The organism is Flavobacterium sp. LM4, assembly GCF_002017935.1.
Classification (GTDB): Bacteria; Bacteroidota; Bacteroidia; order Flavobacteriales; family Flavobacteriaceae; genus Flavobacterium; species Flavobacterium chungangense.
On the sequence record NZ_MUFW01000002.1, the window covers coordinates 656,430 to 682,749 of the forward strand.

A 26,320-nucleotide genomic window follows, 5' to 3' on the forward strand; every position below is an offset into this window, starting at 1 on the left:
TTTTGGTTTAATGGTTGATACGTATAGTTTTACATAGTAATTAGTATTTTATAAATTTTATGTTTTACTTATTTCAGGTTGATTTTCTTGATTACCTGTTTCAAAAGTTTCAGGATTTGATATTATAGCCATAGTTGCATATATGAGTAGAGCAGTAGGCATTTGTCCTAAAACCGCATTTCCATAAGAAGCTGCCATTACACCAGCCATTCCTGAAATTAGAGCACTCATTTTTAACTTGGTTATTGGATCTCTAATTGTAAACATTACTTTGTAAGATGCTTTACCCATTACATAAAACAAAATAAACAAATGAAATAATAAGCCTACAATACCTAGTTCGGCCCAAATTAAAACGTACCAACTGTCTGTAGCTACATGCGAAAGAAAAGCATTTGGCAAAAACCGCTGCGCTTTATCGCCAGCATGGCCTATACCTCCTCCAAATGGTCTTGATGCTAAATAGCCTTTCAGTATTTTCTGATTGTTTAATCGTACTTGCAGCGAGGGTTCATTGGGATCAAACGCACTTCGCATTCGCCTTATTTGGTCATTCCCATTGGCGATAGTTGTGTATTTGAAAAAAACAAAAAATATAGCAAGAAATAGTACGCCAAATGACAAAACTTTAATATTCTTTCTCAGTAAAAAAAAAGTCATTAGCCCCCCCAATGGGACTGCAATTGAACCTCTGGTTCCGGATATCAACATTCCGTAGAATCCTAATATTCCAACAATGATAAAAAATACTTTGGCAAACCCTTTTTTAGTCATTGAATAAATAACAGCTACTACACCCGTATACCCTTGATTTCCTCCAAATTGACCTGCATCACTGAAAAATGAAAAAACCCTTAATTTACCAAAAAGGATATGAGTCTGAGCTGCTCCGGCATTTAACCAAGCTTTTTCTGCAAAATCGACCCCAATAAACAACTGCTTCATTCCGTTTAAGGTCGCAATTATTGAAAAGACACCCCAAACATATAAAAGGATATCTAATTTTTTATGGGTATTGATGAGCATAAACGTAAGAATAATAAAGAAAAAGAAATAAAATCCCAGACCTCTGCCCGCAATCCAAGCTTCGACACTTCTAGCTTCTGGGTTTACAAGTTGAAATATGCAATATAAAAGCCAAATACCTGCTAAAAATGTAATGTCTTTATTGGCTGGAGACCAATCGACCCTTTCTCTAAATCGGGAAAAAATTAACGCTAAAAAAGTTAAAACCATAACACCATCTATAGCAAAACCTAAGGGTAAACCTGTTACATAGCGCGTTAAACCAAGTATCAAAAAATTAAGACCAATGGCGGTATAAAAACCAAGAATAGGGTTTGTAAACAATTTATATAAATAGAATGCACCAAACATAAGGGCAAATAAAAGCCCTATACCTACTATTTTTAATTTCGTTATTATTACTGCAATCAACAGGACTGTTAAAAATAATAATACAAGTCCCTTTGGGCTATATAAACCAGCGGAACCAGATACTTTATCAAAGGGATTTATATTATTACTACTTGTATTCAATTTACTTTTTTATTAGTTTTTTATGATTCTTTCAAATTATGTTTAGTCATTTTATTAATAAGGTTTTTATAAAAATTAATTCCACTTAAAAAAATTTCTTTATACGATAAAGTCAATTCTTTATCCAAAAAATACATTCCCATCCAAATGCCAATTAAGGTAAAAACTATAGATGCAACTGCAACAAGAAGTAAAGATTTGAAGATAAAAATAGCGATACAATCGCCAACAATATTTGCCAGAACCATAACAAATACCTTTATAGCATTAATTTTTGGCTTATTAATACTGTCTAAACCTATGCCAGTCATTCTATCAATAGGTAATAATAGTCCGTAAATAGAGAATACACGAACAATACTCACAACATTGAATCCTGTTTGAGGATCCGTTTCTAAATACTGTCTCCCGCTTATGAGTAATACAAAAAACTCAGCAAATACAAACGTGAATAAACTAATACCCATAAAAAGATAGGTTAAGGCTCCAGAGTAGGTATAAAACAAGTTTTTTACTTCCTCTATTTGATTGTGTAAACTGGCTTTAGACATTTTAGGAAATGCTGTAGCTACAAAACTACGTAAAGGAATTTGCTGCAATTCAGTTAGTTTCATAGGAATACTATAAAGAGCTACAGCAGCACTGCCTAAAGGACTTAAACTAATAATAATGGTATCTGCGCTTCTCAACAAGTTGGTTCCTAATAATGTGAATGTTGTGTATTTTCCAAAATCCAGTAATGTTTTATTGGTTTTCTTATCTGCTTTTGTAATAAATTTGGTTCCATCCCAACCCAAAATTATACTCAGCAAAGAAGTTAAAGCATTAATAATAAGCAACGCTATAACTAATTTATTTAACGTCATTTTCATATAAAAGAAACTAAATAAAACTACCAAAAAGAACAACCCGCTGTTTATTGATTTAATGAATAAGATTTTATCGTACTTTCTGTCGGCTTGCAATACGACTAGTGCATTATTCCATGGCAGATTTAAAAACGCCAGTAGCGGATACCATTTAAAAAACAAATTATATCCAGACTTACTAATTGCATCATGGAACACGACATTGCAAAACACTAAAATAACAGCTACTACCAACGTTGCACTAAAACCTATTAATGCATTAGATCCTATAAGTTTAATTCTAGAGGATTCATCAGCACCTGATAAAAATCGTATCAAGCCAGTATTAGTAATACCAAATCTGAACATTTCTATAAAAGACCCTCCGGTTATGAATAAAACCCATTCGCCAAAAACTTCTAATGGTAAACTTCTCGCTAATAATGCAAAACCACCGATACCTAAAACGGCAATGACCAGATTTCCTGTTAATGACAGAAAATTATCTTCGCGCACTATAGCTTTAAGTGTTTTCATTAATCACTAAATTAAATTTGGTTTTTAGAAAAAAATTGAAATTTGAACATCGCTTTTATTTTTCTTCTTAATAAGCTTCGTTTTTTAGGTAACTCCCCTAAAACCGATTCAATTTCATTAATAGTAACACCATTAATTATAAAATTAATTTTTGACTCAGATGCTGCCAAAATATTTTTCATTGCAGATTGATCTGCATCTGACCATACTCGATTAGAACGACATACAAGAATATCTAAATCTGCTTTATTAAGTAATTCTATTGGATAAATATAATCGATTAGCGCTGGCAATTCAATAATTACAAAGTCTGGTGTAAAATTTAACGTAATGTTATTTTGGTCTAAAATGTCTGAGAAATTTTGGGCATTATAAAACCTGCTATCCATGGTATAAGGATAGTATTCTGAAGGATCAAGATAACTAGATAGATCGGCTAAAAAAGGATTATCATAATCTATACGCGGATCAGTATATCCTAAAATTTTATTTAGAACAGAAAATTTCTTTTGCTTTTTTACTGTTTTTTTTGTTCCATCGTAAGTAAGCAGTACTATTTTTTTACCCTCTTGCTTCAATGTTTTAGCAATATTACCCGCTAATACTGTTTTACCTTCCATTTTTTGGGTACTAAATACAACTATGGTTTTTGTCTTTTTTTCTGAACCATGTGTGCCAAAATACTGTAATACGTTTTGCGTAATTATCTCAATTAGTCTTTTTTGTATGTAGGGTAAATTGATGCTTCCTGGGTTTAAAATTAATTTAGGCATCATACCCAAGGAATTCATGCCTAGTTTTTTACTTGCTCTTTTAGAGTTTTTCAAAGTATCATCAAAATACTCCATTATAAAAATAATTCCCATTGTAAAAAGAACTCCTAAAAAGGCAGCTGCAATAATTAATATAGATCTTTTAGTAGGGTTAGGAGACAAAGGATAAAATGGCGGGTCAATGGCCTTCAAGTTTGAGGTAAGTTCATTATCCTGCAATTTTAGTTTTGCCAAATTTAATCCATGAAGTATTTCTAAATATCCTTGCTCAGAAACCGAAATTTCTCGCTCAATTCTTTTTATAGTAGCTCCAGCTGGTGCATAGTTTGCATATTTTTCCTGAAATTGTTTGTTTTGTCCATTTATAACTTTAATTTTTGCTTTAATATTTTCTGCTTCAACCACATTATTCATCCACTCAGGCAGTATTTTAGTTAATGGCAAACCGTCTATAGAATTTTGGTAAGAATACAGTTCATCAACATTTCTTTTTATATCATTTGTTAATGCTTCCGATTGTTGATTTAAGTCGGCTATTTTTGCTAAATCTTCTTCACTATTACTAGATTCAAATTTAGCCTTAGTCAAAGCTATTTTAAAATTGATATCGCCTATTTGCTTCTTTTTTTCAAGAATATTAGCTGTTTTTTGTTGAATAACTTCTTGTATTTTTAATTTTTCTTCTAATCTTACAGTGGAAGCCTCAATTCCAGCTAAATCAGCTAATTTTTTATTATAATCAACATCCATATCCTCCTTAACTACCGCAACAGCTTTACTTTGTTCATAGTAATTAATAATATTAGAGGCTTTGTTAAATTCGAGAAGAATATCTTCTGCTGCCGTTAATTTTTGTCTGGCGTTTTCCAGTTGAGCTTCGAAATACTTCACCACTGCGTCTGATCTATTCTCCTTAATGTATTTATAATTACTAATACAAACGCGGTTATAAATAGCAAGTGTTTGCTGACAAATACCGGGATCATTTACCGTATAGCTTAACTTTATTAAATCACTACTTGATATTCTAATAGCAGTTATTTTAGAAATTGCTTTGAGAGAATAATGTTCATCTTCATAATTGAGTAGTTCATAAACAAAATTATTATTACTGCTCTTCATTAAAGCCATTAAATTTTTCACTGTTTTTTCGTAGTCACTCCTATTTATTTCTGGGGGAAACAGCGCTTTATCATCATCATTTGTGCCCACTATCGAAGTACCTTTTTTATTTTCTTTGACAACATACTTGTACAAATCAACGGGTACTTTATTTTTTAATTGGTCATAAAAAGTTTTGGAAATGTATCTAGGATTTGCCTTTGGAAGCATTAAGTGCTGCGCTAATAATCTAATGGCAACTTCTTCTTGAGTTTCTCGTGAGTTTATAATATTAATCAAATTATCAAATGCGGCGTTCGATGCCTGATAATTGAATGTCTTATCCATTTCAATAGAGGAACCAGTGGCTATACCTGTATATAAAATAGTTTGCGAAGAATATTCAAAAGTTGGATTCTTAGTAAGAAATATCACCATTGAAGCCAATACAACTGGAACTAGCAGTAGAAGCAACAAGTGTTTTAAAATTAATCTTACAAAATCAATTATCTTCATCGTTCTAATTTGAATTTGTTAAATTAAATACAAGTCCTGACATATCTTCAAGCAATTGTTTGGCAATAATAAATTCAGATTTTGCCGATTCGTAGTCAGCCTCAAAATTTGAAGTCATACTAGTTATCCTAACATATTCTGCAATAGGTACAACTCCATTTCTAAATTCTTTTTCAACCATTTCCATATTCACTTTTCCATTGCCTAAATTTTTGGACTTTATTAGAAGTAATTTTTGCTTTAAAATTAAGTCTTGATATAGTCTTATAACGGTTTGTCTTATTTCGTCTTCTTGAAATTTTGTCATGTTTTTTGCCTCATCAATTTCTAATCTTGCCAGTTTGAGCTGATTTTTTCTGTTCAACACATCAAATACGGGAAACTTTAAATACACACCCACGCTATAATTATATTGCCTTGAAAGTGTTGAAAAAGCAGTGTTAGAAATCCCATCTTCACTGTTAGAAAAATTGTTTAAGGTACCATACCTGCCATCAACTTGAACGCCTATATTTCTTGTCCAAAAGATGCGCTCAGATTCCAAAGTTGATTCTTTAACACCAATATGATTCTTTCTGAATTTAAGCATTGCATTTCGATTTAATACAGAGTCCATAACAACCTTAAGCGGAGGAAAGCTAAATTCAATATCGCTTAATGACTCCTCATTATATTCTGTTGTTTGTGCCTGAGCACTGTTTAACGAAAATACCGTTAAAGTAAAAATGATAATTATTTTCAATCTTTTTTTCATATAAAATATTTAGGGCGTAAGCCTTTTTTTAAACTGAGCCTTTTTGAAGCAAGGCAGGAATCGTTCTTAAAATGAGTTTTATATCATACCAAAATGAATAATTATCGCCTTTAAAAAGATCTGCATATTCATTATCGAGGCGCATTCTTTCTTCTTCAGACATTTGTCCGCCTTTACCTCTTAGCTCTACCTGCCATAAACCTGTAATACCGGGAGGAGCCAGGAACCTTTTTGATATATCATCTGCTGTTAATAACTCAGCTTCATATACAGGCAATGGTCTATTACCCACAATAGACATATCCCCTTTCAATACATTAATTAACTGTGGTAATTCGTCTATACTCGTATTTCTAATGAATTTGCCAACTTTAGTAACGCGGGGATCATCAACAATTTTGACAAAAGTTGAATTATTTTTTGCAGCTTCCCGCTTTTGAACATTAAACCAATAGTCACAAATCACGTGAGTTTCTATATACATCAAAGGCGAACATGATTCTCCTTCAGGCAGTTCACTACATTTAGGGCAAGGAATATCCAGCGGATTGTTTGTTGTTACAGGTTCTTTTTTGTATTGATTTTTTTCCTGAGCTAAATTTTTTAAAAGTTCGTCTGAACCCGTACGCATTGATCTGAGTTTGTAAAAGTCAAATGTCTTGCGCCCTACCCTTTTTGAAATATAATATACTTTCCCTTTTGATTCTAATCGTATAGCAAGTATAATAAGCAGTAAAAATGGCGATGCCAATAAGAGTACCATAGATGCTACAAAAACATCAAAAATGCGTTTTGACAAAGGCATTATGTAATTCTCTTCAGAGACTTTTTGTATTATTTTTACTCTTGAAGGATTTTTATTGACACAAAGAAATTCAATTCTGTTTAAAATATCTTCTGGCGAAGTTACAGAAGTTACATAAAAATCATCAATTTGTTTTTTAAATGCTGACTTGTAAATATCAACATTAAAATCCTTCGATAAAAGGATAAAAGGGATGCTATCAAATTCGTCCTTTTTTCGTATCCAATCAAAAAGATATATTCCATTGTTTCCTGCTAAATTATAATCACAAATAATAGCATCAGGATGCTTTTGAGTGTTTAAATAATTAGTAGCCTTGGCACTATTTTCTAAAGTAATTATTGACCCTTTATGTTTTTTTTCTATGTTATCAAAATAGGCAGGAACATTTCCAATGTATAAAATATTAAAATTGGGATTCATATTGATTAGGTCTTTAAATTAAATTTTAATTTCAGGCGGTGAAATCCCCTTACCACTCAATGGCATAATGAATTGGATACAGGTTTTTTTTAACCAATTCATCCAGTTCTTCCGGGTTAAAAGGCTTTGTGAGATAATCCTGAGCGCCTAATTTGTAACATTTTATGCGTTCCTTGCTTTCTGATTTTCCTGAAAGCATAATGCAGGGAGTATGTTTTGTAAATCCTCGTTGGCGAAGTTTTGTTAAAAATTCATAGCCATCCATATTGGACATTTGAATATCACTAATAATTAAGTCTGGGATGTTGCTATCTAGCCATAGAAGAGCATCTAGCCCATTACTAATTGTGACGATCTCATAATTTTTGGAAAGGAAGTTATCTAACAAAAGACAAATACTTACTTCATCATCTACTACTAAAATTTTCTTTTTCATAATTTTTGCTTTTAAGTATTTTTAAACTATTTCACCTGTCTGGTATGACTCAAATAATTGATTTAAAATAATCTATAGTTTTTATCAATCCCTCGTCCAAATTTATCTTGGGTGACCAGTCGAGTTCTTTTTTGGCTAAAGAAATATCCGGCTGTCTCTGCATGGGATCGTCTGAAGGCAAAGGCTTGTAAATAATTTTTGATTTAGAATCTGTTAGTTGTATAATTTTTTCAGCTAATTCAAGAATTGTAAACTCATTTGGATTTCCAACATTTACGGGACCTGTAAAACTATCTTTAGAGTTCATTAGCCTTATCATACCTTCGACTAAGTCGTCAACATACTGAAAACTTCGTGTTTGATTGCCTTGTCCATAAACTGTTATATCTTGATTTTGCAAGGCCTGAACAATAAAATTCGAAACTACCCTTCCATCGTTTGGATGCATTCGCGGGCCGTATGTATTGAATATCCTGATGATTTTAATTTTAACGTTATTCTGCTTGTGATAGTTTAAAAACAAGGTTTCTGCAGAACGTTTTCCTTCATCATAACAGGATCGCTCTCCTATAGGATTTACATGCCCCCAATAGGATTCCGGCTGTGGGTGAACTAATGGATCACCGTACACTTCGCTGGTAGATGCTTGCAGTATTTTAGCATTAACTCGTTTGGCGAGTCCCAGCATATTAATAGCTCCCATTACCGATGTTTTCATTGTTTTAATAGCGTTGTACTGATAGTGTATCGGGGAGGCCGGACAAGCTAAATTATAAATCTCATCCGTTTCTATAAAGAAAGGTGCCGTAACATCATGACGGATTAATTCAAAATAAGGATTATCTAATAAATGCACTACGTTTTGTTTTTGTCCAGTAAAAAAATTATCTAAACAATACACTTCGTTTCCCTCGTTTAATAATCGATCACATAAATGAGATCCAACAAAACCAGCACCGCCAGTTATAAGAATTTTTTTTCGAGACATAGCCTTACTATTTTAATTTTATAACATCTTTTGCCGTATTTATACCAATACAGAAATAATCGAAACCATTTTCTCTCATTTCCTCTCTATCATATATATTACGTCCATCAAAAATCACAGACGTATTAAGTAATTTGTGAACAATTTTAAGATTAGGAAACTTAAATTCCGGCCATTCAGTAAGTATAGCCAAACAATCTGCATCAATTAACGTTTCGTATTGATCTTCACAATAAAAAATGCTGTTCCCAAAGTGATGTTTAGCTTCATTAATTGCAATTGGATCGTATGCTTTTACTATTGCTCCTGCTTCCAAAACTTTTTTTACTATGCTCAATGAAGGAGCCTCACGCATATCATCAGTTTGTGGTTTAAAAGAAAGTCCCCATAATGCAATAGTTTTACCTTTAATATCTCCTTTAAAATAATTCATTATTTTATTAAAAAGTACTAATTTTTGGTCTTTATTAACCTCTTCAACGGCTTTTAATACTCGTAAATCATAATTATATTCGCTTGCCGTTTTTATTAATGCCTGAACATCTTTTGGAAAACAAGAACCTCCATATCCAATTCCTGCATATAAAAATTTATGTCCTATACGCGAATCTGATCCAATTCCCTTTCTTACTTTATTTATATCTGCACCAACAATTTCACAGAGATTTGCAATGTCATTAATAAAACTAATTTTTGTGGCAAGCATTGAATTTGCAGCATATTTTGTCATTTCGGCAGAAACAATGTCCATAAAAATTACTGGATGACCATTGAGGGTAAATGGCTTGTATAAACTCTTCAACAAATCTTCGGCTCTTTCACTTTCTATTCCAACAACAATTCTATCGGGTTTTAAGAAATCGTCAATCGCTGCTCCTTCTTTTAAAAACTCCGGATTTGATGCTACATCAAACTCTATAGTAACATTTCTTTTATCTAACTCTTCTTGTAATGCTTGTTTAACTTTTGCAGAAGTACCTACAGGTACAGTACTTTTTGTAACCACTAATAAGTAATCCTTAATATGTTTTCCACATTCTCTGGCAACGGCAAGAACATATTTTAAATCTGCACTACCATCCTCATCTGGAGGTGTACCCACAGAAATAAATAAAATTTCTGCATCTTGCAAAGATTCTGCTAAATTAGTTGTAAAACCCAGTCTCCCCTTTTTCATGTTCCTGACAATCATATCTTCTAAGCCAGGTTCGTAAATAGGTATAAAACCTTTATTAAGGTTGTCTATTTTGTTATGGTCTATATCAACACAGGTAACATCAATACCAACCTCAGAAAAACAAGCCCCTGTTACAAGACCAACATAGCCACTCCCAACAATTACAATTTTCATAATATTTAAATTTTATAGTTTATTTAAATGTTCAAAACCAATATTTGCATTTGAATTGTACTAAGAAAAATGAAACTTCTAGTTTCTATTGAGATAGACACATTAGAGAAAATTTTAATTCTTCTTAACTCAAATATAATAAAAAAAATATTACATTATTCAATTTAATCCATCATTACCAATAATATACAGCTTTTTTATTTACAATCATTATTTTTCTAGATCAGGTGTGTTGTAATAAAATTATGATATTTATTTTATTAATAAAAATTACAATTAGTGAAATAATTTTGAGCCTTATTGCCTTTTTTAAGTCATGAATCAATTTTCTTAACTATATATTGTTTTTAGTAAGGAGTTTTATTGTAAGTAAAGTAGTTAAACCCAGATTCTGCATAAGACTTCGTAACGAAGCTAATGCAGAATCTGATTTAAATTAAGTTTTAAATAAAAGAAATAATATAATTGCAGAAAGAACTTTTGAAACATTACTCTTGCTTTATAAATGGCTTGTATAAAAATTGGAATATAAAGCTTTTTGTCGAAGTCCCATTAAGATTAGGAATTAGCCTTAATCAGGAAAGATTTCATGAACTTGAAACTGAATTAAAAAGAAAGAGAATAAGAAAAAATCGCATTTTTAAACATCTTTTCTTAGCTAGGCCAATGATATCTGTTTTTATAAGAAAAAAAGAGTGAAAATTCGATCAAAAAACTAAACCATCATGGACTGAAAGTCCATAGATTTGGTTGGCAGACTAAAAGTCTGCAAGGTTGCAGTACCTATTTATTTACCATAAATTAGCACTAATTAATTTGTGAAAATTTGTGCAATTTGTGACTATTTTTTTAGAAGCTAAAGCACTAAAGTACATCGTTTTAAACTATATCTGAGACCAATAAAATTCTCAAAGTAAACAATGCAGCTGTTTTAATAGCCTACTGTTTGTTTATGCTTTAGATTTTATCAAAAAAGTGGGTCATAGTATTTAATATCTCATTAAAATTATCATGTAGTACAGCATTTCCTTCGCCTAAGTTTATCTCATGCTCTGATGCCAATTCATAACTTTTTACAAGTCCTAACAGACTAATTTTATGTTTAATTTTATGTACGTTATGTGCCGCTAAATCAAAGTTAGTTTTAGCAATATTATTTAGATAGGTCTCCCTCTCGTCTGGAAACTCCATTTTTAAAACTTTAAATATCTTTTCTTCAAAAACTTTATCGCCTCCAGAAAGCTGCGAAATATAAGTGAAATTCGGTTGTTCCATACTTGATATTTTTGTTGAAAAATAAATAAATGTTATACATAATTATCACCTACTTTCAGATGAAAGAGAGTACTATAGACAAACTCAAAAAGACATATAAAAAGCAATTAAAAGCGAAAATTAATTTTATTATTGCTATTTTTCGATCATTCCTTTTTTGACCTGTTATTCTTTTGAATCTAATCAAAATTATCTGAACATATGGTTCGTAAACAAGTTTGCAAGAACACTCCAGAAACTCATTAATTACTTAAGGAATTTGTTTTGCTACTACAATAAAGGAAGTATTCCACCAGATGCAAACCTTCGGATTATGTATCTAATCCCTGCTATTTGTTATAAATATTGGAACTATTTCTATATCCAGATTCGTTTTTATACCAGTTTTTATAGTCTACGCCATTGCTTAAAACCCAATTTATAAATTTTAAGTGAGATACATCGATTTTTGCTTTTTCAATTGGATATTCAAAACGATTTGGAAAATCAATAGCCCAAGGTAAGTTATCTTTTGTTTTGTAATATTTTCCTATTCCTGACTGAGAGTTATCAAAAGAAGTTCCAAAGTAGGATCGGTCTGCTAAATCAGTTGGTGCGTAATTTGCCAAATGCACTTCTTTACCTCTTTCTTTATTTACTATGATGAATGGGTTGTAAGGAGCCATTCCGAAGGTACTAGCATCAATAGGATTAACCAAATCTATGGTAACTTCAATAGGCTCTGAGGCAACAAATGGCTGACTGGAGTTAGTGTTACCAGAACCGTGTTTCCATGCATTATCGAAAACAATTATGGTAGCATTTTTTTGACCGGCTTCTGTTCCATTACCGTTTGTTTTTATGTATCCTTCTGTATATTTTGTTCCAGTTACGGATGCAACTTGTGATGGAGTTACTCCAGAAATTGAGAAACCAAAACCATTTTGAAAACTTGCTCCAATAGCTCTTACTGTAAATTTTCCTTTCAAACTAACTACCTTATTTTGGGCATTTGTAATTCTATTAAAATTATAATCAATCACTAAATCATTAAAATCATAATCCCCTTTTGATGGCCATAAATCTTCAAAAGCAAGTGTTCCAAATATGCTGCTGCTTGGGTAAAAGTTATTAAACGCTAATTTCGGATCATTTGGATAATCATCTGAACTATCTATTATACCGTCTTTATCGGTATCTATTCGTTCAGCATTTAATTTTTGAACGTCCGTTATTTCAACGTTTTTAATTGGATTTGCACTGGCATAGAAAACAGCGTCATTGAAGTCATTGTCTCCGCCTGGGCGAATTAAATCTTCAAATCCAAGTAAGAACAGACTTCTTTTTTCATCATAAAGCATGACAGTATGTTGACGATGTTTGATATCTGTCTCTGGATTTAACTCTAAATTAGAGTACAACAAACCCAAACCTTCTGTTGATAGTCTCGTTGTATCATTCCAACCATTTCGCATCAACATCCAGCCTATTACTGTATTTTTTTCGAAAACACCCAAAGAAACTTTATCCCCAGAATACAATCCACCTCCTGAACCAGCAAATGAGGCATTTGGAAAAATCACAAAACATTCTTTAATATCTGCCGCGGTTTTAGGTGGAAAATCTCTGTCATAAGTATAGTATGCCAATACATTTTTATATCCAGCACCTTCGGATACAAAGGTAATCCAAACTTCAGCTTTGTCTAAAATTACTAAATTATGCTGGCTATTCCCTAAAAGATATTCTGGATGATATGTGGGAACTGGCATATTTTCAGGCAAAGCATTGTTTACGTCAGTCAAAAAATCTTTATTTATTACATCAGGTTTAGCCATCAAATAATTTGGCACTCCATTAGTTTTATAAGTGCCTATGTAGTTAATTTTCACATTAGCATTCGTTTTACTGTAAAGTCCTGTTTCTTGTTTTGAATAATAGGTTTTACTGCTGGTTTTTTGTTTTTTTTGGGTATTTCTTGTGCCCCCAAAAGTAAAATTAACCACGCCATTTTCTATTGGCACTTTTGTTTCTGGAACAAAACCGATAAAGTCAGTTTTTAAAACAACATCTGCCATATCTGCTTCGAAAGTATAATCTACCACAAATTCCCCTTGTAAATTGGTTACACCATTGATAATTTCTTTACCATTTTCTTCCTCAAAATTAGTCCAAACACAAACTTTAACATTTGGAACAGCATTTCCTTCATTATCCTTTGTTCGAATGGTTACTTTGGCCTCTTTAGTGTTTTTCCAGTCAAATGTTGGAGAAGCTTTTAAATTATCAATTGCAACATCATCTGGATCTGTGGGAGGTTCAGCGGGATCTTTACTGCATGAACTTAGCAAAAAAACAGCTATTATTAATAATTTCATTATTAATGAATAATTATTCTTTCTTGCATTTTTAATTAAGAGGCTGAAATTTTTCATGATTTTTACTTTTTAAGAATAAAATATAATACGAATTAAAGTATTGAAAAATATGACTGTTATTAATTGTGAAGTTTTACTATTGGAAAGTAGTATTTAAAGTATTACTTTTTAAAATAAAAAAAACTTTAAACAACTATGAAATCACTAAATTCACCAATCAAATATTAAAATTACAACTTAAATAGCAAAAAAAGAGCACGTATAAATACCTGATTTATAAATATTATACAGTAAAACCTTAAAAACCATTTTTTATATCTCGATTAAAATATTGGTTCTGTTTTTAGTAATAAATTTGAACCCTAATTGTAGCCAAAACAATTTGCCTTTAATTTTGGCTAAATCTGAGCTTTAAATTCTATACAATTCCCACTAATAGTAAATTACGAACATCTCCACCCACATCTTTAAAGAAAAGTCTTCTTTAATTAGAATATAAATTTTGGTTCAACCTTCATCTTGTCCTAAGAAATCTCTTGTGCTAATTTTACCATTAGCTATCAAGGATTGATAAGTTCTGTGAGTCTGATTTCAAATAAATTTTGTTGAAAATCGAATTTAATTTTGCCTAAAACATTATCCCTTTTTCATACTGAAATGTATCTTTTTTGGCAAATTAACTTATCCTTTTTAACTCTTTTTATTCACAAAACATTAAAGTTGCAACTAATTTCATAAATGCCGTTTAACATTTTTATTAGTTCTTGTTTTCACATTCAAAATATTACAAATGGTTAAGTTTGGGCTGGTTCATTAATATTAAGTGTAAAAAAAAATGTAGCCCCATCACCAAAAACACTTTCTACCCAAATTTCTCCATTATAATACTGGATGATTTTTTTTACTATAGAAAGTCCTATTCCTGATGAATTACCCGAACTATCCAGCTTTGTAAATATGTTGAAAATTTTATCGACATAAGCTTTATCTATTCCTATACCATTATCCTTTACGTAAAACTCGGGTAAGTTATCTTTATTTATGTTGTATCCGATTTCTATAATTCCAGTCTCTTTATCGTTATATTTAATGCTATTATTAATTAAATTTTCAAAAAGCTGTTTAAATCTGTAGTAATTACCGTATATCTTCGGTAGTTCATTATGTCGTTTTATTTCATAATTAACAGGTAGTAAAGTTGTTCTAATAATTTCATCTAAAAGTACATTAAAGTCAACAACTCTATTTTCGGATTGCAGTTTATCAATCGATGAGTAGTCTAAAATTCCTTTTATTAACAAATCCATTTTTTCCACATTAAGCAAAATAAGATTTAATGAATCTAAATTATCACTACTTAGTTTGTCCTTATTATCAGTAATAAACCATTCTATAAGTGTATTTATACTTCTTAAAGGGGCTTTTAAATCATGAGATACTGCATGTGCATAGTCATTTAGTTCTTGATTTTGTAATTCAAGGTTTTTGAGGAGTTTTTCACGTTGCTCGTTAATTTTAATTATTTCCTCAGATTGTAGCTTTATGTATTCCGTTGCACTAACCTTTTCAGATTCAGACGAATAATTATTTATATCGAGATTCATTGAACTCAAAATAAATTCAAGATTATTATTGACTTCTTTTAGATTACGTGCTTCTTCCCTCAATCTTTCATTGGCTTCAAACAATTCGTCTGAACTAAATTTCATTGCTCTTTGAAGCAATGCAATTTGCTCATCAAAATTTATATATGAGTTGTTTACTGCATTTAAGAAGCTCTCAAATCCATCAGGAATAGCACCTCCCAGGTGTTTTGTTATTTGTCTTTTTAATAAGGAGTTTAGGTTCATTATTCGCTAAGAAGTGTTAAAGTCATTGTCTGATTATGTAATTGACATCTCGTACTTGCAAAAAACGGTGCCATTTCTCCATAAGAATAAAAACCTGTTAAAACTGTTTCACTATCTAAAATTGATTTTACTTCTTCAATTTCTTCTTCAACACGTTGATCCATTACAAGTTTTCGCCCTACACAACTGATAAGAATTGCCAAACTTGGTTTTGCAACCCTGTTTTTCATAGCGTACTGAGCTGCTAAACTTGCTCCTTCAGCGATACCATCTACTGATGCCATCATGAGCTGTACCTTTGAGTTAAGCGGCACATCTCCCGCAAGGATCATGGATTGACTGTCATTGTCAATATTAAGTATTGTCCTTACCAGAGCATCTTCTTTTCCGGGAGGTGTAACATTTAGCGGGTATAAAAGGGAGGCTTGCGGAAGTTCACTGGCCTTTTCCCCTAAATATTTTTTATATAGTTCTAATGCGGGTTGTCCATCTATCTCATACAAAACATTTGCCTCAGAACGTGTAATTATTCTTTCTGGACCAAATGGCTGCCATCCTCCATAACTGGCAAAACTAATTTCTAGTGTTTCTCCATAAAATCCAATTAATATAACTTCTCCTTCTTTTGGATTTTCATTATAAGACGCAAGGGTCTTTTCAAATTTTGCGTCATCACCGCACATACCGCCTGTTATGGATATATTTGAATCAATAGCTTCTTCCAGTCCATTTATTAAAGAACTCCCGTTAATAAAACTTCCCTCAGATAGTACAAAAAGATGTTTTAAGTTATCTTTTGGCATACTTGAGTATAAACTTTTCCCGAGAGCAACACCGTCTTTATTATAATCTAAAATATTACCGGTTTTAATCACAAAACTACTTCTTTCAAATTCTATAGCTGTTACTGTGGCGGAATCATCGAGCACATTTATGTTAGCAATTTCACCAGCCGTAGAGCCGTAAACTATATGCTCATAAGGGAATTCTCTTTTAATATCTTTTAAAAAAAGGTCATCTTCAAGTAGCAATCGATTTGCAAATACCAGTACTAATGGATTCTTTAGGGTAATTTTATCGGTAAGATAATTCCAAGAAATGTTATCTTTTTTAAAAGCTTGTACTATTTTCATAATTTTATTTATTTAGCTGTATATAAAATACGGTACCATAACCTAACTCACTTTCTATCCAAATTTTACCTTTGTAATAATTAACTATTTTTTTTACTATTGACAAGCCCAACCCTGTAGATTTTTCACTATTTGTAAGCGATTGAAATGTTTTAAAAATTTTTTCAAAATGCTCTTCAGCAATACCTGGGCCATTGTCTTTAACCGAAAAAATATAATGTGATTCATGTTCTTCTGCATTTACTTCAATTATACCCTCAGGTTTGTCACTATAAACGACCGCATTTCCTATTAAATTTTGAAAAAGCTGATGTATTCTGAACTTGTCTGCATTAATGACAGGCATTTTATCTGATATTTGTATGAGTACATTGCCAGGAATATCAATTGTGTTTACAATATTTTCTACAACTTCTAAAGTGTTAACAAGTTGAAAAACTTCAGCATTTTCATTACTTATTTTTGAGTATGTTAATATTCCTTGTATGAGCCGATCCATCTTTTCAATTTTACCTTCTATCAAATTAAGGTACTGCATCGATTGTTCTCCTAATTTAGCTTGATTGTCCTCTTTTATCCAATAAATTAAAGAGTTAATACTTCTTAATGGTGATTTAAGATCGTGAGATACAATTTGGGCATATTCTTCAAGATCATTATTACTTTTCTCCAAACTGGCTAAAAGATGTTCCTTTTGCTGCTCAAGTATTTTTCGTTTTGTGATATCTTCTTCTATAGCAAAAAAACGTGAGATTTCCCCCCATTTATTGTACAAAGCCTGACCTTGAATTTTTACCCAATATTTTTTTCCTGTTTTTGAATAATTAATAATTTCACAGCTAAAAGGTACTCCTTTTTTTATTTGTTCGCTTAAATAAGTTATTGTTTCTGGAGTACTTTCTTCACCTTGCAGTAACTTACCTGGTTTTAAACCTATCAGTTCTTCTGCATCATATCCGGACATAGCTGTAAAACTTGAATTAACCCATTCTATTTTTCCTTCTTTGTCGCAAATTATAACAGCATTTATATTTTTTTCTGCAATTAGTGATAATAGAATTAATTGTTCCTCATTCTTTTTCTCATCAGTAATATCTTCAATTACAGCAAAATACTGCAATAATTCACCGTTTTTATCATAAACAGGCTGTCCTTTTGTTCGAGTCCAAAAATAAGATCCATCTTTACGACCATGGGTAATTTCTACATCAAATGATTCCCTAGTTAAAAAAAGATCAACCATTTTATTTATAGCCTCTTTATCTGTACTAACAGTCCTGCCTACGTCAATGGGCGATTTTCCAAGAATATCTTCCTTTGTAAACCCTGTTATTTTGTGATACGCATCATTGCACCAAAATATTTTTGCATCAGCATCAGTAAAAACTATAGCATTTTTGTTAGCGCTTGCGACTAATGAAAGCCGGTTTAACTCCTCCCGATCCCTATTAATCTCTTCTCTTTGACGGTTATTAATTTGAAGTAATTCATTAAGTTCTTGATTTTTTATTTCCTGATTTTTTAGTATCTGCAGTAAATCAAGCTGTGGGTCATAATTAGCGAAGTCAGATAAGGTCAGATTATTTTTTTTTACCTCTTCAACAGATGTTAACCAAGGTGAACCGATAAATAAAAAATAATTATTTACAATAATAAACTGTCCTCTAATAACAGATTTATTACCTGCTATGCATTCTAAAATTACTAGTTGATTTAAGTTTTCAGCTACTGTTTGTGCATCTATCTTTTCCATAAAAGGTCTTTTAGATGCGAAATAATCAGAAACTTTGGTTTGTTGTTGTATGGAAGGTAAAACTTTTTTCAAGCTTTTTCCATAAGAATAAATACTCATTTGCTGATCAAACAAAATGTAAAAAGGGAAGACTTCATTAAAGCTCTCATGAGTAAAATTAATTGAATCCATACATATTACCAGCTTATTTTAAACACATCCTCAAATTTATATAAGTCCTTAGATACAACATGCTCAATTACTACACTGTTTTCAAATGCTTTTACTAGTCCGTTAAGATACCCTCGTATATACTCTTTCATTCCGGGCGTACTTGTGTAATAATGCAACATTAAAATAGTATCATTTACAAGAGTTACTTTAAATTCAGGAGGAGTTAGTTTTGGGTATATTAACAACATCCGGTTATGAAAGCTAGGTAAATTTAGTAAATAATCTCTTAAGTTATTATCTCTTGACTCTATAATTAACAGATATTTCTCACGAGTTATCTTTACAACGTACTCTCCTAATTGAAAAAGGATTTTATCGATAGCTAAATTGGTGCTTTTTGATAATTGTTTTGCTATTTCAAAAGTAATAGCATCATTATAAGGCTGATCTATGGTTTTAGTATTCATAGAGACTAAACTTTTAGAAATAGTAATATTCCATGTTTCTACATCGAAAGTATCTATCACGTATTGCTCAAAAGCCTTATAAATTATTCCGTACATGACGCTATTTTATTGAGATATTAACTCGTTTATACTCCAGTATTCAATCATTTTTTTTATTTTATCTACATATTCCTCGTATTTTAATGGTTTAAGCATATATCCAGCTATACCTATTCTGTAAAACTCTAAAACATCTTTATGGTTGTTAGAAGTGGTTAATACTATAGCAGGTATGTATTTTAAAACATCATCAGCTTTAAGAATGCCTAAAAATTCTATTCCATTTATTTTGGGCATGTTAAGATCCAATACAATTATATCAGGAATAATTACCTTATCTTTAAGTATCGTAAGTGCTTCTTCGCCGTTATTTGCTTCTATTATTTTATGAACTTGCTCAAAGTTTGCTAAAACTCTATTAAATTTCATAATCTCAATAGCATCGTCTTCTATTAATAATATATTTAATGGCTTTGACATGTAGTTTTTGTATAAAATTAGTATTCAAAATTAATTATAGCTTTATATTACTTTGTATATATTTCGGTAAATTGTACAAAACTGTAGTCGAATGGTATGAATTTATCGTTAAATAGAAATAAAAAAATGTTTTTTATTTCTATATATAAGATTATACTTTTAAAAAAAATAATACTAAATACTGCTTAAAAAGAAATGACATGACTGCATTGATACCAAGCTACACAAGTATTCCAAGATTATTTTATCCGTTTACCAAATCTTCCACTTTTAATCCATTTTAATAGAAATAGTTAACCTGCAAAACAAACACTAGATTGTACTTACTAACGATTTAAAAAGTTCGTTGATCTACAGTAAACTGTTAGTCGTCTAATAGTTAAAATGAAAAACAAAAAAGTAACCTAGATTTGTGATCTAATAATTGTATTGCCCCCAACGATAAAATTATCATCCAAAAACAATTTTAATCTAATTTAAAAGCTCCTCACCACAAGGAGCTTTTTTATTGTTTTTACAAAATGAAACCTCATACTCGATTTTAACAGAAATTAGATCACTTGAAAACTAAACCAATACGCTATTATGCTTGTTAACGATTTTCAAAAGCCATTGGTCTACAGCAAAAAGCTAATCATCTAATAATTAAAGAAAAGCCTGAAAAGTAATCGACATTTGTAATGTAATAATTACATTGCCCCCCAACGATAAAATTATCATCCAAAAACAATTTTAATCTAATTTAAAAGCTCCTTGCCACAAGGAGCTTTTTTATTGTTTTTACAAAATGAAAGCTCATACTCGATTTTAACAGAAATTAGATCACTTGTAAAATAAACAAATACGCTATTATGCTTTTTAACGATTTTCAAAAGCCATTGGTCTACAGCAAAAAGCTAATCATCTAATAGTTAAAGAAAAGCCTAAAAAGTAATCGACATTTGTAATGTAATAATTACATTGCCCCCCAACGATAAAATTATCATCCAAAAACAATTTTAATCTAATTTAAAAGCTCCTCCCACAAGGAGCTTTTTTATTGTTTTTACAAAATGAAACCTCATACTCGATTTTAACAGAAATTAGATCACTTGTAAAATAAACAAATACGCTATTATGCTTTTTAACGATTTTCAAAAGCAATTGGTCTACAGCAAAAAGCTAATCATCTAATAGTTAAAGAAAAGCCTAAAAAGTAATCGACATTTGTAATGTAATAATTACATTGTCCCCCAACGATAAAATTATTATCCAAAACAATTTTAGTTAATTTAAAAGCTCCTCGCCCCAGGGAGCTTTTTTATTGTTTTTACAAAATGAAACCTCATACTCGATTTTAACAAAAACTAGATCACTTGTAAAATAAACCAATACGCTATTATGCTTGTTAACGATTTTCAAAAGCCATTGGTCTACAGCAAAAAGCTAATCATCTAATAGTTAAAGAAAAGCCTGAAAAGTAATCGACATTTGTAATGTAATAATTACATTGCCCCCCAACGATAAAATTATCATCCAAAAACAATTTTAATCTAATTTAAAAGCTCCTCGCCACAAGGAGCTTTTTTATTGTTTTTACAAAATGAAATCTCATACTCGATTTTAACAAAAACTAGATCACTTGTAAAATAAACAAATACGCTATTATGCTTTTTAACGATTTTCAAACGCAATTGGTCTACAGCAAAAAGCTAATCATCTAATAGTTAAAGAAAAGCCTAAAAAGTAATCGACATTTGTAATGTAATAATTACATTGTCCCCCAACGATAAAATTATTATCCAAAACAATTTTAGTTAATTTAAAAGCTCCTCGCCCCAGGGAGCTTTTAATATTTCTTATTACGAAATTATTAATTGTAATTAAATTCTGTAAAAAAAATAATTAAATATTCTTTACTTAACCTTGTTCATTACAATTTAATTGCATAAAAAAAATAAATTACCAATTGTTAATGAGATTATTAAAAAAGATTTACAAAACAGTTCTATAATATTTATAAAAACAGATTTACGCCAAAATCAATACTAAAAAATTAAAATTATAAAAGTTTAACCCTTGATATTTAAAATAATTAATGCCTAAAATTTATTAAGAAATGAATGAATTACGGTTGTTCGTTTTTAAATAGATCTATTAATAAAAACTGAAAAAGACTTAATGATTGTAAAGCCAGCCCAATATACCATAACCTTAGTCTAATAGAACTGATTTAAAAATGAAAGAGAATCAAATATTAAAATTTATTGAGTTACACACTTATTTGTTTTTTGATAATCAACTAATTGTATTTAGTTTTTCCATCTAATGTTATAAACAACTATAAACATTGACATTAAAATAACAATTAATAAAAATAACTAATAATGAATTATTTATAAAATTACTTAAGCGTATAACTCAAAAATTTATTTAACTATTACTAAATAATTTAATTAAAATGAAAAATTCAAACTTAAAAATATTAATAGCCGAAGACGATGTATTAACAACAAAAATTCTGGAGTATATCTTAGAAAAAGATGGATATGAGGTAACATCATGCCCAAATGGTATAATTGCAATAGAAAAAATTGCGGAGTTTTTACCTAATCTGATTATTACAGATATAATTCTGCCTTTCCGTTCAGGATTAGAAATCATTGACTATTCAAAAGAAAATTTTGAACACATTCCAATAATCGTACTCTCTTGTTTAGGTGTAGAAGAAGAAAGAATCATATTAAAAGCTTTCAATTTAGGAGCCGATGATTTTGTGTATAAACCATTTAATCCAAATGAGTTATTACTTAGAATAAAACGTTTAATTACTGCCCAAAAAAACGATTAACAAACTCATGATTTAAATACTATGATCCTTAACACAATAGCATTAAGGCATTTTTTTTGCATCTTAATTTCAGGCCTAAACAGAAATTAAACGTAAAAAACTCTTAAGTTATGCTTCCTTCCTATTTTGTCCTATTTTAGAGATAAATTTAACTTTATGAAAATATGAAAATTAGTAATAATATTTAGTATTTTTGATTTATGAAATGGTGTATTTCCGTGAATATCTAAGATTTATTTTAATCGATTATATAAAATTCCGTTGTATGTACAAACCTGAAATTCCTAATAACGAAAACCTTCGTTTAAAGTCCTTAAAAGATTATAATATACTAGATACAATATCCGAAGAAGAATATGATGCCCTGACGAAAATAGCAGCTGCAATTTGTGGCACACCTATCGCATTGGTCAGTTTAATAGATCACAACAGGCAATGGTTTAAATCGCACCATGGCTTAGATGCAACTCAAACACCCAGGGATTTTTCTTTTTGTGCGCATGCAATTAATACCCCTAATGAATTGTTTATTGTTCCGGATGCGACTAAAGATGAAAGGTTTTTTGACAATCCATTGAGTACTAATGATCCTCATGTAATATTTTATGCTGGTGCCCCTTTAAATACTAAGGATGGTTATGCTTTAGGAACTCTTTGTGTTATTGATACAAAACCAAGAGAAGATCTTACAGAGAGCCAGAAGGAATCCTTAAAGGCACTGGCAAATCAAGTAATTTCACAACTTGAACTCCGAAAAAAAAATAGATTTTTGGAAGAATTAAACAATGAAATTTTTAGAAAAAATACACAGTTGAATCAGTTTGCTCATCGACTTACTCATGATTTAAAAGTTCCGATTAGTGGTATAAACTCCTTAATCATGTTTATAAAGGAAGATTATAAAACACTTATTAAGGATACTGAACTCGAAGAATGGATTGATTTAATTTATTCTCGTAATGAATACATGGACTTTTTAATTAATGGCATTTTAGAATATACGAAGGTTAATAATGATGAAATTTATTTTGAAGATTTTAACGTAGAAAATATAGTTCAATATATACTGAATAATGGTGCTTTACATACTCCAATTCATGTAAATTGCATTAATTGTGATGCAGTTATAAGACATTCCAAAATAGGTTTTGTACAAATTATTCAAAATCTTTTATCTAATACGATAAAACATACCGATAAAAAAGAATGTAATGTTTGGATAACATTAACAGAAAATGAAACTGACTTTTCTTTTCTCTATGAAGACGATGGCCCTGGTATACCACAAGAATATTGGGAAAAAGTTTTTGAATTGTTTGAAACTGTAAATTCAAAATATGCTAAGAATGCTGGCATTGGTTTAGCAACAATTAAAGCAATATTAGATCGCATGAATGGTAGTATCTACTTGAAGAATAGAGAGAATCATGAAAAAGGTGTTTGTTTTTGTTTTGTTTTACCAAAATAAAGTAAGATTTAATTTACATGTATTTAGTTATTAGTCTGTATAGAAAACAATTGAACTTCTTTCCATTTAAAAATTCAGTCATATTTTTATGATTTTCTCTCATGGTTTAAAATTAAGATTATACACTTAACTAGCTAGTGCTTTATAAGTTTAGCATATCGAGAATTTACAAACTCTTAATCGAACTGTTAAAGAATCAAAAAAAAATCTTCCTATTAATACCAGCTTTTAAAATTATTCATTTACCAATTCGAAATTTTATTACAATTTTATAGCTTCGCATAGATATACTTCTTTTCTAAGCCCGCTACTTGAAAATCGATGATTGCGCTTGTTAAAAACCAACTGAATTTCCATTTTTTCGCAATATTTTCGACCTGTAAAATCCACATTTTTATATTCATCTCCTAAAATACGAACATCAATAGGTAGTGCCTGAAGAATATCTTCCAGATCAATTTCCGTTGTATATGGAATAATTTCGTCTACAAACTTGCAGGCTTTTAACTGGATATAACGCTCTACTACTGTTTGTATAGGTTTGTTTTTTTCTGGTCGGTCTATAGTGGGATCAGTCTGTAATCCAACAATCAAGTAATCACAATGCATTTTTGCCTCTTCAAGCATACGAACATGCCCCGCGTGCAATAAATCGAATGAACTAAATGTAATTCCAATTTTTTTTCTTTCCTGATTTCATTGTTAAAATTTGTTAAGTTATTTTAAAAAATAATCATAAAACTCTTGTAATCTTTAATTTAAGTTTCAATTCTGATACAAATATATTTCTATTACAAATGTCTCATTATGTTTTTAGATAAATGGAATTAGTATGTCGGCCAGTGGTAGTTTTCTATAGATATATTACTATCACAGTTTAGAATGTAGTACAATACAAATAACAATTTGGAAATCAAATTCTATGCTTAAATAATTTTAAAAAAGAGAATTTACCACGTATTTTATCATAAAATAGAGGGAAATTAAAGATATACAATATCTATTTTGAAAAAAAATTACTACTTTTACTAAGAGCCATACATGACACGTATGTAATTTGAATAAATCTCTTTTTTTTATAATCAAATTTGAATAGATAGTAATTTAAATAAAATAATCCCATTTTTCTTAATTCTTAATACTAATGGAACAGCCAAATCTTAACTATATAAATAATCTTTCGGGAGATGATATGGCTTTTAAGCAATTAATCATTAGTACCCTAAAAAAAGAGCTACCTTTAGAAATAAACGAATATCATAGTAAAATTGAAAATAATTGTTTTACAGGTACTGCAGAAATTATTCATAAGATAAAACATAAAATAAGCATTATGGGAATGGAAAAAAGTTATTATCTTGCTGAAGAGTTTGAAATTAGCTTAAAAAAACAATCTGTAGCTTTTAAAGAAGTATTAAAAGTAGAGTTTGATGAAATACTTAGTACAATGCAAGATTTTGTCGATTCATTATAAACTTACCTAAATGAATTGTATTTTAATAGATGATGAAGCATTTGCAAGGGCAATTATAGGTCAGATGATTACAAAACATCCTGCTTTAAATTTTATAGATGAATTTCAAAATGCAATGGAAGCTTTAAAGTTTCTTAATCAAAGTACTATTCCAATAGACATTATTTTTTTAGATATTCATATGCCTGGATTTACAGGTTTTGACTTTATCCAGACCATTAAAAATCCACCTTTAGTTATTTTAATCACCTCAGATAGAAATTTCGCCATCGAAGCTTTTGAATATAAATGTATTGTCGATTATTTGGTAAAACCAATTACTGAAGAGCGATTTTTAAAAGCAATTAATAAAATAGAAGCCAAAAAACTAATACTCCCTTCTTCCAATGGAATGTCAGATACTAATTTAATCCAGCCTAGTGATACTACTACTGATTTTTATGTAAACATACATAGAAGACTTATAAAAATAAACATTTCATCTATCAATTTAATTGAAGCCAAAGGAGATTATATTTTGATAAAAACCGAAAATAAAAATTATACTGTACATTCTACTTTAAAAAAAATAGAAGATAAGCTTCCAGTATCTTCTTTTTTAAAAGTTCATCGAACTTATATAATTAATATAAAAAAAATAATTGATATCGAAGATAATAGTGTTTTAATTGCAAAAGATGTAATTCCGGTGAGTAGATCAAATAGACCAGAGCTTATGAAGCGACTTAACATGCTTTAAATACATATTGATTTACAACAACTTAAACAGTAAATTCATTATCGAATCTTTATTATATGTCAATCTATTCTTTTAATAGTTTGATACTTCAAAGTGAGTGTTCACTTTTTATTCTTCAAACTAGTTATCATAATATCCCAAAATTAAAATTAAGAAGCACATGCTATAATACTATAATAATCTTCAAAAAATTGGTTAGATAATTGAATACTTCCCGCTACTACTTGGGAC

At 30.1% G+C, this 26,320-nt stretch carries 20 protein-coding genes; 4 read left to right on the top strand and 16 right to left on the bottom strand.

All coding sequences use genetic code 11. The features are described from left to right. Positions 1-57: 57 nt before the first annotated feature. The 15 genes from BXU10_RS16665 to BXU10_RS16740 form a co-directional block, all read right to left on the bottom strand. Complete coding sequence (locus BXU10_RS16665) at positions 58-1,539, bottom strand: O-antigen ligase (RefSeq protein ID WP_078228608.1); 1,482 nt, start codon at positions 1,537-1,539, stop codon at positions 58-60. A 20-nt stretch (positions 1,540-1,559) separates the two neighbouring features. After that, on the bottom strand, positions 1,560-2,924 hold the full coding sequence (locus BXU10_RS16670; RefSeq protein WP_078228610.1) for a lipopolysaccharide biosynthesis protein: 1,365 nt from the start codon (positions 2,922-2,924) through the stop codon (positions 1,560-1,562). A gap of 11 nt (positions 2,925-2,935) precedes the next feature. Further along, positions 2,936-5,314, bottom strand: coding sequence for a hypothetical protein (locus BXU10_RS16675; RefSeq protein ID WP_078228612.1), 2,379 nt, complete (start codon positions 5,312-5,314; stop codon positions 2,936-2,938). Between the two features lie 4 nt (positions 5,315-5,318). After that, positions 5,319-6,068: a TolC family protein gene (locus tag BXU10_RS16680; protein WP_078228614.1), complete on the bottom strand. Its 750-nt coding sequence runs from the start codon at positions 6,066-6,068 to the stop codon at positions 5,319-5,321. A 28-nt stretch (positions 6,069-6,096) separates the two neighbouring features. Then, a complete protein-coding gene (locus tag BXU10_RS25700) occupies positions 6,097-7,296 on the bottom strand; it encodes a sugar transferase (protein ID WP_078228616.1) in 1,200 nt (399 codons plus the stop codon). Positions 7,297-7,345: 49 nt separating this feature from the next. Next, entirely contained in the window at positions 7,346-7,732 is a 387-nt protein-coding gene (locus tag BXU10_RS16690) for a PleD family two-component system response regulator (RefSeq protein WP_078228618.1), read from the bottom strand. A gap of 49 nt (positions 7,733-7,781) precedes the next feature. Then, positions 7,782-8,720 carry a UDP-glucuronic acid decarboxylase family protein gene (locus tag BXU10_RS16695; RefSeq protein WP_078228621.1) on the bottom strand — a complete coding sequence of 313 codons (939 nt, stop codon included), beginning with the start codon at positions 8,718-8,720 and terminating at the stop codon, positions 7,782-7,784. Positions 8,721-8,727: 7 nt separating this feature from the next. Then, on the bottom strand, positions 8,728-10,071 hold the full coding sequence (locus BXU10_RS16700; protein WP_078228623.1) for a UDP-glucose/GDP-mannose dehydrogenase family protein: 1,344 nt from the start codon (positions 10,069-10,071) through the stop codon (positions 8,728-8,730). Positions 10,072-11,028: 957 nt separating this feature from the next. Continuing rightward, the gene (locus BXU10_RS16710; RefSeq protein WP_078228627.1) at positions 11,029-11,346 is read right to left on the bottom strand and encodes a histidine kinase; all 318 of its coding nucleotides are present in this window, start codon (positions 11,344-11,346) and stop codon (positions 11,029-11,031) included. A gap of 329 nt (positions 11,347-11,675) precedes the next feature. Then, positions 11,676-13,760 carry an LruC domain-containing protein gene (locus tag BXU10_RS16715; RefSeq protein ID WP_078228629.1) on the bottom strand — a complete coding sequence of 695 codons (2,085 nt, stop codon included), beginning with the start codon at positions 13,758-13,760 and terminating at the stop codon, positions 11,676-11,678. A 737-nt stretch (positions 13,761-14,497) separates the two neighbouring features. After that, a complete protein-coding gene (locus tag BXU10_RS16720; protein ID WP_078228631.1) occupies positions 14,498-15,553 on the bottom strand; it encodes an ATP-binding protein in 1,056 nt (351 codons plus the stop codon). Further along, entirely contained in the window at positions 15,553-16,686 is a 1,134-nt protein-coding gene (locus BXU10_RS16725) for an FIST signal transduction protein (RefSeq protein ID WP_078228633.1), read from the bottom strand. The genes BXU10_RS16720 and BXU10_RS16725 overlap by 1 nt, the downstream gene beginning before the upstream one ends. Before the next feature lie 4 nt (positions 16,687-16,690). Then, positions 16,691-18,610, bottom strand: a complete 1,920-nt coding sequence (locus BXU10_RS16730; protein ID WP_078228635.1) for a PAS domain S-box protein — start codon at positions 18,608-18,610, stop codon at positions 16,691-16,693. Positions 18,611-18,615: 5 nt separating this feature from the next. Continuing rightward, entirely contained in the window at positions 18,616-19,155 is a 540-nt protein-coding gene (locus tag BXU10_RS16735; RefSeq protein WP_078228637.1) for a heme NO-binding domain-containing protein, read from the bottom strand. Positions 19,156-19,164: 9 nt separating this feature from the next. After that, the gene (locus BXU10_RS16740; protein ID WP_031453294.1) at positions 19,165-19,578 is read right to left on the bottom strand and encodes a response regulator; all 414 of its coding nucleotides are present in this window, start codon (positions 19,576-19,578) and stop codon (positions 19,165-19,167) included. A 2,440-nt stretch (positions 19,579-22,018) separates the two neighbouring features. Between BXU10_RS16740 and BXU10_RS16745 the strand changes: the two genes are divergently transcribed. Next, positions 22,019-22,408, top strand: coding sequence for a response regulator transcription factor (locus tag BXU10_RS16745; protein WP_078228639.1), 390 nt, complete (start codon positions 22,019-22,021; stop codon positions 22,406-22,408). Between the two features lie 265 nt (positions 22,409-22,673). Continuing rightward, positions 22,674-23,876, top strand: coding sequence for an ATP-binding protein (locus BXU10_RS16750; protein ID WP_078228641.1), 1,203 nt, complete (start codon positions 22,674-22,676; stop codon positions 23,874-23,876). Between the two features lie 261 nt (positions 23,877-24,137). Here BXU10_RS16750 and BXU10_RS16755 read toward each other — a convergent pair whose 3' ends face one another. After that, complete coding sequence (locus BXU10_RS16755; RefSeq protein ID WP_078228643.1) at positions 24,138-24,554, bottom strand: adenylyltransferase/cytidyltransferase family protein; 417 nt, start codon at positions 24,552-24,554, stop codon at positions 24,138-24,140. 466 nt (positions 24,555-25,020) lie between these two features. Between BXU10_RS16755 and BXU10_RS16760 the strand changes: the two genes are divergently transcribed. Together BXU10_RS16760 and BXU10_RS16765 are read left to right on the top strand one after the other, a co-directional pair. Beyond that, complete coding sequence (locus BXU10_RS16760; protein ID WP_031453290.1) at positions 25,021-25,350, top strand: hypothetical protein; 330 nt, start codon at positions 25,021-25,023, stop codon at positions 25,348-25,350. Between the two features lie 10 nt (positions 25,351-25,360). Next, a complete protein-coding gene (locus tag BXU10_RS16765) occupies positions 25,361-26,089 on the top strand; it encodes a LytTR family DNA-binding domain-containing protein (protein WP_031453289.1) in 729 nt (242 codons plus the stop codon). Positions 26,090-26,320 lie beyond the last annotated feature (231 nt).